The organism is Mucilaginibacter sp. 22184 (assembly GCF_052045695.1).
Taxonomy (GTDB): domain Bacteria; phylum Bacteroidota; class Bacteroidia; order Sphingobacteriales; family Sphingobacteriaceae; genus Mucilaginibacter.
Genome location: NZ_JBQEPI010000010.1, coordinates 109765 through 121890 on the forward strand (window position 1 = coordinate 109765; position 12126 = coordinate 121890).

Genomic DNA, 12126 nt, shown 5'->3' on the forward strand with positions numbered 1-12126 from the left:
TTTTGTTACAGAAGTGGGTTTACATGGTTTACACTTTTTATGGTTTGCATTGATTTAAATACTTGATAATCAATGGATATATTTGAATATGTAGTGAAAAAGTGTAAACCATGATTTGTCCTATTTTAAGCCCCCTCAAAGGCTTCTGCGATATACCCGAAGAGACTTTTTGATTTCGATATTGGAAATTCGGAATTCATTATTCGATATTAATCCTCTTTTCTTCTGATTCTATCAGTAAAAGCAATAATTTGTTAAATTCTGAAAAATAATTTCCGCCTTTCTTTTTGCCCCAAAAATAACCCTATTTGAACTAAACCTATAATTTATACCAGATACCAAATTGTACTTCTTTTCGGCCCTCGTCAAGGTCAAACTATCTTGATAATTAATCCGTTACTTTGCTAATAACCAATTATAAAACATGGATTCTTTATTAACAGACAGCCCGGTAGGGTTTGATTTTTCTATTAGCGATAACCAGCGAATGGTGGGTGAGATGGCAAGGGATTTTGCCGAAAAAAATATCAGGCCATTTGTGGCCGAATGGGACGAGGCACAGCATTTTCCGCTTGAGTTATTTAAACAAATGGGCGAACTGGGTATGATGGGGGTTGTAGTGCCAGAACAATACGGCGGCTCTGGCTTTGGCTATGCCGAATATGTAACCGTTATATCGGAAATTGCAAGGGTATGTGGGTCGATAGGCCTGTCACTGGCTGCACATAACTCTTTATGCACCGGTCATATACTGACTTTTGGTAATGAAGAGCAAAAACTCAAATGGTTGCCCAAGCTGGCCAGCGCCGAATGGTTGGGTGCCTGGGGCCTTACCGAAGCAAACACCGGATCTGACGCGATGGGTATGGCAACTACCGCGATATTAGATGGTGATCATTACATAGTAAATGGTTCAAAAAACTTTATAACCCACGGCAAATCGGGTAATGTGGCCGTAGTAATGGTGCGGACAGGAGAAAAGGGCGACTCAAAAGGTATCTCGGCTCTGGTTATAGAAAAAGGCACGCCAGGTTTTACCCATGGCAAAAAGGAAAACAAAATGGGTATGCGCGCTTCGGAAACTACGGAGCTCATATTTGATAATTGCCGAGTACCTAAAGAGAACTTGTTGGGCAAAGAGGGTGAAGGCTTTAAACAGGCCATGACTATATTAGATGGCGGACGTATTTCTATAGCTGCCTTATCGTTGGGTATTGCTAAAGGAGCGTTTGATGCGGCGGTGGCTTATTCCAAAGAGCGTAAACAGTTTGGGCAGGCTATCAGTAACTTCCAGGGAATAGCTTTCAAACTGGCTGATATGGCTACCGAAATAGAAGCAGCTGAACTTTTAGTGATGCAGGCTGCTGATTTGAAAACCAGGCACCTGCCGGTAACCAAACAATCGGCCATGGCTAAGTATTATGCATCGGAGGTAGCGGTGCGTACGGCTAATGAAGCTGTACAGATATTTGGTGGATATGGTTATATCAAGGATTTTCCGGTCGAAAAATACTATCGAGATGCCAAATTGTGTACCATAGGCGAGGGCACGTCAGAAATACAGAAGATCGTGATTAGCAGGGAAGTGCTGAAAGGATAACTATAGAATTTACCCATGCTTTTTACGTTGCTTTAAATGTCTGTTTGTCAGTAAGTTGTAGTTTGTCATGCTTGCTGACAAATTGACAATATTTACATTTGGATGACTAACCCGAACGGAATTTATATAATTCCCGGATATAGTTTAACAGGATAATGAAAAACCGACACTTATTAAAAAGCAGAGGGGGTAAATTGCAAAACCAATTTTCCGCTTTTTAATTTTTAGGGGTTTTAGATACTCTGTCAGGTTTATTCATCTTAAATACCTGTGTTTTTTAATAAATTGAGATTTATTACTGCTGAAAATCAGTTTTTTATTATCGCTTATTAAAAATAGCCTTAAAATTTAATAATTCAACCTTTTTTCGATTCATTTAAAAATTTTAGCAAAATCAGGAAATACGCAATTTTTTGATAAAAATAACTTTTTGGCGATGGCATGTTTTTAGTCGCAACCGATGCAGAAAGAATTAAATATTAATCAAAAAATTAAAGTTATGTTAGTTGTATTAAAAGTTGTTGCCTTTTTAGCTGTTATTATATTACCATTGATCCCAGCAAAAAAAGTAGCCAAATAATTAACGGTAGTATTCCGCTAAAACAAGAAAAGGATGGAACCCCCATCCTTTTCTTGTTTTAAATTTATGGTGCTGGGGTAGTGAGTTGTTATTTTAATAACTGTAATACAGGTATTTATAAAAAGCAAAGGGAGAAAATACCTCGCGTATTTTCTCCCTTTTTAATTAACTAAATTAACTGTCTTATTAATAACTGAACGTGTCAGTAATGCATCTTTAACGAGAGAAAAATAAATTTGTTTTAGTGATTTTGAAAAAAAATGACTGTTTTAGTTAAAAATTTGTTTGTAAGAGAAATGTTACAATCTTTGCTTGCTTTTCATTCATAGCTGTCAGTAGATTTACCGCCTTAACTATTAACTAATTTTTTTCTATGGAAAAAAGACTACTCCTCGTTTTGTGCGGTATCTTATTGGCTGTAACACAGCTTTTTGCGCAAAGCCAAACCATTACTGGTACGGTAACGGCTAAAGAAGATGGGTTACCCTTGCCTGGTGTAACCGTAAAAGTAAAAGGAACAACTACCGGTACCCAAACCGGTATCAACGGTAAGTTCTCCTTAAATGCCCCTCCAAATGCAATTTTATCATTTAGTTTTATTGGTTATACTACCCTGGATGTTCCTGTAGGTGGAAAAAGCCAGCTAAATGTAGTTTTAGTAGCATCGAGCAAAGGCTTAAATGAAGTGATTGTTACCGCCTTAGGTATTTCACGTGAGCAAAAATCATTAGGTTATGCTGCTCAGGCGGTTAAAGGTGATGATTTAACGGTTACCAAGCAATCAGACTTAAACACGGCCCTTGCCGGTAAAATTGCCGGTGTGCAGGTATTGGGCGGTTCTGGTGCCAAATTCGGAACATCTACCATTCGTATCCGTGGTGTTAACGCTTTACAAGGGGGTAACCCAATTTATGTAGTAAATGGTGTTATTACTGACCCTAATGGAGTAAACAATGATGATATTGAATCATTAACGGTTTTAAAAGGCCCTGCGGCTACAGCCTTGTATGGCCAGCGTGCATCTGAAGGTGCTGTTGTTATTCAACTTAAAAAAGGTGTTGATAAAGGTATTGGTATATCATTTAACCAATCAACTACTTTTGAAAAAGTTTACCAACTGCCTAACTATCAAAATGAATATGGTGGCGGTACCAGTATCAAGTGGAATACTTATACTTATGATCCAGGATCATCTCCAGCATCTAATGCTAACTTTAACGGCGTAAAATACTACGATTATGGTGTTGATGAAAGCTGGGGCCCTAAAATGGATGGTACTTTATATGCACCCTGGTATTTCTGGGATCCATCAAACCCGGGTTATGGTAAATTAGTTCCATTTGTACCTCAGCCAAACAACGTACGTGATTTTTACAGAACAGGTGTTACTTATAACACCAATGCCGCGTTTTCAAAAGCAGCCGACAATTATAATTTCCGCGTATCATACACCAATATTGATCGTACAGGTATTACACCAAACAGTGATCAAAAACGTAACAACGTAAGTTTGAATGGTGAGTTAAAGCTTACTAAGAAATTAACGGTAAGTGCAAATGTTAACTTCTCACAAATCAATTCAAGCAATATACCTGATGAAGGTTACGGAACTCAAACTGCTGGTTCATTCAGCCAATGGTTTCACCGGGATGTTGACATGAGCAAGCTAAAAAATTACCGTCGTGCAGATGGTACTTTTACTTCATGGAATATTACCAGTCCGGACGATCTTACACCTCACTATTGGGATAATCCTTATACAGAGGTATATGAAAATACTTCTAAATCAAATAGCAACCGTGTATACGGCAATTTAACAGCTACTTATCAATTCACAAAAGACTTATCGGTGTCATTGATCGCAAGAGAAGATCTTTTGAATCGTGATGATAATAACAGGACCGCTTCGGGAACACTGAATCTTGATCAATACACTCAAAACCAGTATACCTATAAAGAAAATAACTATGTAGGAAATGTGACTTACAATCACCTATTTGGTGATCTGTCTGTAAAAGCGGGTGTATATGCCGAAAGTCGCCAGGATCGTTATTTGTTTACTGGTGGTAACACCAACGGTGGTTTGGCAATACCTGATCTTTACACTTTAGGTAACTCTTCAAACGCTCCAACAGCAATTAGTTTTAATGGACTAAGTAGGGTAAATAGTTATTACGGATATACTTCATTTGGATATAAGAATTTCTTATACCTTGATTTTAATGCACGTAATGATAGGTCGTCAACATTGCCTGTAAACAATAACTCATACTGGTATGGCGGTCTTTCAACTTCATTTGTATTTACGGAGTTAATGCCGAAGAATGATATATTTACTTTTGGTAAATTAAGACTATCAGCTGCCAAGTTAGGTTCTGATGCAGGGCTATATCAAATTTATCAAACATACAATTTAGGTACAAACCCTTACGGAACGTCGCCTACACAAACAGTGCCTAACGCTTTACCAAATGCAAATTTAAAACCAGCTCTTTCTACCTCTTATGAAGTAGGTACAGAATTGCATTTTATTCAAGACCGGATCAAGTTTGATTTTAACTACTATACACGTACACAAAAAGATCAAATATTATCATTACCTATTAACGGAACCTCTGGTTACTCATCGGCCGTAGTGAATGCAGGTTCGATCAGAAATAATGGTATTGAGATCTCCCTTGGCGGCACCCCTGTTAAATCAAAGGACTTTATCTGGAATGTTGATTTTAACATCGCGTTTAACCGTAACAAAATTTTATCACTATACCCTGGCACAAACACCTTACCGGTTGCTCCTGATAACAAGCCCACTTATGACTCATCTGGTGGCAATAATCCAGCTGGCGCAACGGGTTTTGGTTTTGTTGGTTCTCCAAGCTTTGGTGTTAATGGTGTTGTTGGCGGCTCATACGGCCAGATCATTGGCTCAGGCTTTATACGTGATGCACATGGTAATATAGTAGTTGATGCGAATGGTATGCCAACATGGAGCAGTACAGTTAATTTAGGTAGCATGCTGCCAAGTTATACCGGTGGTTTTACAAACTCCTTTAATTATAAAGGATTTACCCTGGCTTTCTCTCTTGATTTTCAAAAGGGTGGCAAATTTGTATCAGTTACACAACAGAACCTAAATGGTTCGGGTCTTGGTGCTGAAACTGTTGGCAATAACGCCAAAGGTAACCCAGTGCGTAATGCTGTAGCTGATGGTGGTGGTACTTTGGTAGCAGGTGTTCATGCAGACGGAACGCCAAACACTACCTATGTTGAAACACGTTCATTATACGAGCAGGTATATAGCCAGATATGGGAAAAATGGACTTATGATGCTTCTTATGTGAAACTAAGAGAAGTTAGCATTGGTTACACATTCTCTAAAAAGATGCTGGGTAAAACTCCATTCCAATCCGCTTATTTTGGTATAACCTCACAAAATCCATGGATGATCTATTCCAAAGTTAAAGGTGTTGATCCATCACAACTGCAAACATCCTTTTATGAAGGTGGGCAGTTACCCAACACAAGAAACTTAGGTTTTAACCTTAAATTAACTTTCTAATAAGATAAGATCAAAAAATCATGAAAAGACTATTCAATATAAGTAAATATATTATTGGGGCTGGTGTAATTATCCTGGCTTCATGTAAAGTGGGGGGCGATGTAAACGTCAGTCCCAATCAATCGCCAAATGTTCAAACGGGTTATATGTTAACCAACGCCATACAGTTTTTAGGCGGTATTAACGGTGCTGGTGCCACAACCAATATCAACTCCTTTTGCGGTGAGTTGTATTCGCAGTATATGTCAGAAACGTTTTATACTAACGAATCATTGTTTGCATTAAAACAATATGACTATGCAACGTATTATACCGGCCCTTTACAGGATTTAAAAACCATTATTGCTACTAATACCGATCCGTCAAAAAAAGGATTGTCAGCAACAACTAAATTTGGTTCTAATAATAATCAGATAGCTTCTGCCCGTATCCTTACCGCTTTTATTTATCTGACTATAACTGATAGATGGGGGGATATCCCGTATTCACAGGCTTTAAGTGGAATATCTAATGTTACTCCGGCGTTTGATGCGCAAAAGGATATATATACTGCTTTGATGAAGGAGTTGGATGAAGCTCAAAATCAATTTGACGGTGGTGCTGCACTAACCGGCGATATCTTATTTAATGGTGATAATACCAAATGGAAACACTGGGCAAATTCTTTACACGCTATTATGGCCTTAAGGCTTTCAAAAGCTGATCCGACCACAGGAAAAGCAGAATATGCTAAAGCTGTAACCGGGGGGTTAATGACCTCAAATGATGATAATGCAGCTTACGCTTATCTGGGTGCTTCAACAAATGAAAACCCATATTATACCAACTACCGTAACGGTCGTTATGATTATGCGGTAAGCAGTTTATTGGTAAATACACTTAGCGGTCTTAATGATCCAAGATTACCGGTTTACGCAGCGCCAACGGTGTCTAACACGTATGCCGGCTTGCCTTACGGTACATTTGGTGATGCATTGGGCGCCTATAGTAAAGGTACCCGTACTAAACCAGGTAACATATCATTGATTGGGCTGGCGGTTTCTAACCAGAGTTCACCAACCGTATGGACATCATATGCGCAAGTATTATTTACCCAGGCCGAGGCTGCTCATTTAGGCTGGATATCTGGTGGGGATGGTTCAGCAGCTGATTTTTATAATCAAGGGGTGCTGGCCTCATTAGATCAAAATGGTGTAGCTACAACTGATGCTAATACTTATGTGGCACAAACGGCTGTGAAGTTCTCTGCAAGTACCGCTTTAGAGCAGATCCACTTACAAAAATGGATAGCAGGCTTTTTAGGCGATGGTTGGGAATCATGGGCCGAGTACCGCAGAACAGGTTTGCCAAAATTACTTGACCCTGTACCAGGATCATTAAGCCCGGGTCAGAATATTCCGCGCAGGCAGCAATATCCTCAAACGGAGATTAATCAAAATCAGACCAATTACAACGCTGTAGTGGCACGTCAGGGAGCTGATGTTATGAACACCAGGATGTACTGGGATAAATAGCTTAAACTCTATTAAAAACAACAAACAAAGGCTGCCATTGGCAGCCTTTGTTTGTTACAAACCAAAAGTGCAACAGAGGAGTGATAAAAAAATAGGCGTCCTGTTTGATTTTCAAATAATTGTGCTTACCTTTGACCCTCCTTGAAAGGAGGTATTTTAGGAATTATGATCATTATCAACGTAAAAGAAGGCGAATCATTAGATAAAGCATTGAAACGCTTCAAAAAGAAATTTGAGAAAACAGGTGTGTTGAGAGAACTTCGCAGCCGTCAGGCATTCGAGAAAAAATCTGTAACTCGTCGTCATGTTGTTAAACATGCAATCTACAAGCAAGGTATGAATCAAGAAACTGTTTAATTCTTGTAAAAGAATTTTTCAAATTTCTTAACACTATATTAAAACTATTTGTACATTCAATCTCTGGATGTTCAAATAGTTTTTTATGTTTTTAGAGCGTTTTATCCGATATATTCAGTTCGAAAAGCGATACTCTCCGCACACAGTATCCGCTTATCGATCAGACCTGGATCAGTTCATGCGCTTTTTGAACAATGCAGGGGAAACCGGTACTGTTTCCGAATTAATTGTTACCCATCCTAATCAGGTAAGCTATCAGGACATCCGTAACTGGATGGTTGAGCTTATGGGCCAAAAAATCATAGCCCGCTCTGTAAACCGCAAAATGGCTACGCTGCGTAAGTACTTTAAATTTTTATTGCAGGAAGGCATCATTACCGATAATCCAACATCCAAAATACGGTCGCAAAAAATACCCAAGAACCTTCCGGTAGTTGTTGAGGACGCCCGCTTAACCCAAATGCTGGATGATAACGAAATATTTACAAACGATTTTATAGGCCAGCGGGATAAGCTGGTTGTTGAAATGTTGTTTGGCACCGGTATGCGCCTTGCCGAGCTGCTGGGGCTTAAGGATCAGGATATTAATGATTATGAGGGCACGCTAAAGGTTTTAGGTAAACGAAACAAAGAACGCATTATACCGGTAAATACGGAACTGCGCACCCTGCTGGGTAAATACCTGGAGTTAAAGAAAAATCAAAATTTTGATAACAATTCGCTAACATTAATCGTTACAAATAAAGGCGCAGATGCTTATCCGAAACTAATATATTTAATAGTGCATAAATACCTCTCCAACATATCAACCCAGGATAAAAAGAGCCCTCACGTACTCAGGCATACGTTTGCAACAAGCTTGCTTAATAACGGAGCCGATTTAAATTCAATAAAAGAACTTTTGGGTCATGCCAATTTAAGCGCGACTCAAATTTATACACACAATTCAGTTGAAAGATTAAAGTCTATTTACAAACAAGCCCATCCAAAGGCGTAATTCAAGGAGGAAACATGAAAATTACAGTGCAATCAATTCATTTTACCGCAGACAGGAAATTATTAGATTTTATTCAGAAAAAGGCTGATAAGCTGGATACGTTTTATGATCAGATAATTAGCGGGGAAGTTTATTTAAAACTGGAAAATGTAGAAGATGAGGCAAATAAAATAACAGAGATAAAATTGTTGCTTCCGGGGAACCAGATTTTTGCAAAAGAGAAATGCAAAAGCTTTGAAGAAGCTACCGATCTGGCTATCGAAAGTCTCCGCAAGCAGATAGAAAAGCATAAACAGAAGAAAACCATTGCCGACACCGCAGCCAAAAAGGCTATCCTGATGGCGGCCGAGGACGATTTATAATATAAAAAAGCCCTTTTTTAAGCGAAAATCGACGAGTTTTCCACTCGTCGATTTTTTTTGATAAAAAATTTTGTACGGGTTTAATTTTTTGTAGATTTGCAATCCCTTTCAGAGAGGTGCTAAGCACTGAAAAAAAAGTTGGGATTGTTCTTTAAAATATAAAAAAGCTTATTAGTTTTGCCGCTCTTAATTTTGAAGCCTGTTTAAGGTTATAAAATAAGAAAAGGTAAATAAACATAAGCCTCCTTAGCTCAGCTGGTAGAGCGACTGACTTGTAATCAGTAGGTCATTGGTTCGATCCCGATAGGAGGCTCAGTTTTTTTCGGATTGAAGTGTTTAGCTTCAACTTTGGACATTTTAAATCCGGAATTAACTAATGGGGGGATACCAGAGCGGTCAAATGGGACGGACTGTAAATCCGTTGCTTCGGCTACGAAGGTTCGAATCCTTCTCCCCCCACACCTTAATGAGTGGATTGTTGAATTAGTGATTACAGAATGATTTTTAAATCATCCGGTCACTAACTCGATAATTCACTCATTTAATTGCGGAAGTAGCTCAGTTGGTAGAGCGATAGCCTTCCAAGCTATAGGTCGCGAGTTCGAACCTCGTCTTCCGCTCGGAGAATTAATTAATGAGTTATTGAATTGCTGAATGAGTGATTTGGTAGGAGTTTTAAAATTCAATAATTCACTAAATCATTAATTCAATAATTAAAATAAGCCGACGTAGCTCAGGGGTAGAGCACTTCCTTGGTAAGGAAGAGGTCATGGGTTCAAATCCCATTGTTGGCTCAATAAAATAAAGAGTAAAACAGAATACATTTTTAAGTATAAATTAACCTACAAAATAATTATAAATCATGGCAAAAGAAAAGTTTGACCGCAGTAAACCGCACTTAAACATCGGTACAATCGGTCACGTTGACCACGGCAAAACAACCCTTACTGCAGCTATCACTAAAGTATTAGCTGATGCAGGTTTATCAGAAGCTCGTTCATTTGATTCAATTGACTCAGCTCCTGAAGAAAAAGAGCGTGGTATCACCATCAATACAGCACACGTTGAGTATTCAACTGCTAACCGTCACTATGCACACGTTGACTGTCCAGGTCACGCGGATTATGTGAAAAACATGGTTACTGGTGCTGCTCAGATGGATGGTGCAATCATTGTTGTTGCTGCTACTGACGGTCCGATGCCACAAACCCGCGAGCACATCCTGTTAGCACGTCAGGTAGGTGTACCTGCACTTGTTGTATTTATGAACAAGGTTGACATGGTTGATGATCCGGAATTATTAGAATTAGTAGAAATGGAAATTCGTGAATTATTATCATTCTACGAATATCCAGGTGATGATATTCCAGTTATTCAAGGTTCTGCATTAGGTGGTCTTAACGGAGATCCTACCTGGGTTGGCAAAATCATGGAATTGATGGACGCTGTAGATAACTACATCCCTATCCCTCCACGTTTAACTGATCTTCCTTTCTTAATGCCGGTTGAAGACGTATTCTCAATCACTGGTCGTGGTACTGTTGCTACCGGTCGTATTGAGCGTGGTGTAATCAACTCTGGTGAGCCTGTTGACATCCTGGGTATGGGTGCTGAGAACTTGAAATCAACCGTAACAGGTGTTGAGATGTTCCGCAAGATCCTTGACCGTGGTGAAGCTGGTGACAACGTAGGTTTATTGTTACGTGGTATTGAAAAAACTGATATCCGTCGTGGTATGGTTATTTGCAAACCAGGTTCAGTAACCCCCCACACTGACTTCAAAGCAGAAGTTTACGTATTATCAAAAGCAGAAGGTGGCCGTCACACTCCATTCTTCAACAAATACCGCCCGCAGTTCTATTTCCGTACAACTGACGTAACTGGTGAGATTTCACTGGCCGAAGGTGTGGAAATGGTTATGCCTGGTGATAACGTTACCATCACTGTAAAATTGATCAACGCTATCGCTATGGAAAAAGGCTTACGTTTCGCTATCCGTGAAGGTGGCAGAACAGTAGGTGCTGGCCAGGTAACTGAAATTTTAAAATAAAATTTCAAAAAAGGTTAATTGGAAACATAAGTTTGACTGTAAAAAGCAAACTTATGTTTTCTTATTATAAAATATACACGGGAATAGTTCAACGGTAGAATAGAGGTCTCCAAAACCTTTGATCAGGGTTCGAATCCTTGTTCCCGTGCATAAGCAAACAATAAAAAATGGCAGGCGTAGCTGAATATATTAAAGAATCATACATCGAGTTAACTCAAAAGGTAACTTGGCCAACCTGGCGCGAATTGCAAAGCAGTGCTATTTTAGTACTGGTTGCTGCAATCATTATAGCTTTGGTTATTGTAGGTATGGACCAGATTATTAATTATTTGCTTGGTATATTTTATCATTCACTAACATAATATCAAAGGACAACGATGAGTGATCAATTGAAGTGGTATGTAGTTAGAGCCATCAGTGGTAAAGAAAAAAAGGTAAAACAATATATAGATGCCGAAATTAGTCGTTTGGGCATTACGCATTTGGTACCTCAGGTATTAATACCAACTGAAAAGTATTACCAGATGCGCGACGGAAAGAAGATAGCTAAAGAGCGTAACTATTTTCCGGGTTATGTGCTGATGGAAGCCGTACTTGACGGTGAAACTGAACACATCATCAAAAATATAAATAGCGTGATTGGTTTTTTAGGCGATAAAGCCGGAAACGCCATCCCATTACGCCAGGCCGAAGTTAACCGTATTTTAGGTAAGGTTGACGAAATGAGTGCGCAGGGCGAAACAATGAACGTGCCTTATTACATTGGCGAAAATGTGAAAGTTATGGACGGACCGTTCAATGGCTTTAGCGGCGTGATAGAAGAGGTTAACGAAGAGAAAAAGAAACTGAAAGTAATGGTAAAGATATTCGGGCGCCGTACGCCGCTTGAATTGAATTACATGCAGGTAGAAAAAGAATAGTAAGTTTTTAATCATGAGCTCTGATTTGGAAAGGCAGACTCAACATGATAAACTTACTTAATGAATATTAAAAGAAAGAAGTTTAGATATTAAGTTAGGGTTAAAAAAACCATACTCATTACTCCAAACCGACAACTATAAAAATCTTAAATGTTACTTAGCTTCCACTTACTAACATTGAGTTATA

The 12126-nt window shown here is 38.9% G+C and carries 9 protein-coding genes and 5 tRNA genes; all 14 read left to right on the top strand.

The features are described 5' to 3' along the window. The first annotated feature begins 424 nt into the window (after nt 1-424). The 14 genes from ACTJKG_RS21890 (at nt 425) to nusG (ending at nt 11939) form a co-directional block, all read left to right on the top strand. Entirely contained in the window at nt 425-1600 is a 1176-nt protein-coding gene (locus ACTJKG_RS21890; protein WP_172336446.1) for an acyl-CoA dehydrogenase, read from the top strand. Between the two features lie 953 nt (nt 1601-2553). Beyond that, nucleotides 2554-5739 (top strand): SusC/RagA family TonB-linked outer membrane protein, encoded by a 3186-nt coding sequence (locus ACTJKG_RS21895; protein ID WP_172336445.1) that lies wholly within the window; start codon nt 2554-2556, stop codon nt 5737-5739. Between the two features lie 20 nt (nt 5740-5759). Further along, on the top strand, nt 5760-7253 hold the full coding sequence (locus ACTJKG_RS21900; RefSeq protein WP_172336444.1) for a SusD/RagB family nutrient-binding outer membrane lipoprotein: 1494 nt from the start codon (nt 5760-5762) through the stop codon (nt 7251-7253). Nucleotides 7254-7418: 165 nt separating this feature from the next. Next, nucleotides 7419-7610, top strand: a complete 192-nt coding sequence (rpsU, locus tag ACTJKG_RS21905; RefSeq protein WP_166090118.1) for a 30S ribosomal protein S21 — start codon at nt 7419-7421, stop codon at nt 7608-7610. Between the two features lie 85 nt (nt 7611-7695). Next, nucleotides 7696-8607 (top strand): tyrosine-type recombinase/integrase, encoded by a 912-nt coding sequence (locus ACTJKG_RS21910; RefSeq protein WP_440740422.1) that lies wholly within the window; start codon nt 7696-7698, stop codon nt 8605-8607. A gap of 14 nt (nt 8608-8621) precedes the next feature. After that, the gene (hpf, locus tag ACTJKG_RS21915; RefSeq protein WP_090473142.1) at nt 8622-8969 is read left to right on the top strand and encodes a ribosome hibernation-promoting factor, HPF/YfiA family; all 348 of its coding nucleotides are present in this window, start codon (nt 8622-8624) and stop codon (nt 8967-8969) included. Nucleotides 8970-9209: 240 nt separating this feature from the next. After that, a tRNA-Thr gene (locus ACTJKG_RS21920) sits at nt 9210-9282 on the top strand. Nucleotides 9283-9347: 65 nt separating this feature from the next. Continuing rightward, nucleotides 9348-9428 (top strand) — tRNA-Tyr (locus ACTJKG_RS21925). 88 nt (nt 9429-9516) lie between these two features. Further along, nucleotides 9517-9589, top strand: a tRNA-Gly gene (locus ACTJKG_RS21930). Between the two features lie 102 nt (nt 9590-9691). Then, nucleotides 9692-9763, top strand: a tRNA-Thr gene (locus ACTJKG_RS21935). Between the two features lie 68 nt (nt 9764-9831). After that, nucleotides 9832-11019: an elongation factor Tu gene (gene tuf, locus ACTJKG_RS21940; RefSeq protein ID WP_172336442.1), complete on the top strand. Its 1188-nt coding sequence runs from the start codon at nt 9832-9834 to the stop codon at nt 11017-11019. A 77-nt stretch (nt 11020-11096) separates the two neighbouring features. After that, nucleotides 11097-11167: transfer RNA gene (locus ACTJKG_RS21945), tRNA-Trp, on the top strand. A gap of 19 nt (nt 11168-11186) precedes the next feature. Next, nucleotides 11187-11381 (top strand): preprotein translocase subunit SecE, encoded by a 195-nt coding sequence (gene secE / locus ACTJKG_RS21950; protein ID WP_076374892.1) that lies wholly within the window; start codon nt 11187-11189, stop codon nt 11379-11381. Nucleotides 11382-11396: 15 nt separating this feature from the next. Continuing rightward, nucleotides 11397-11939, top strand: a complete 543-nt coding sequence (gene nusG / locus ACTJKG_RS21955) for a transcription termination/antitermination protein NusG (protein WP_076374894.1) — start codon at nt 11397-11399, stop codon at nt 11937-11939. Nucleotides 11940-12126 lie beyond the last annotated feature (187 nt).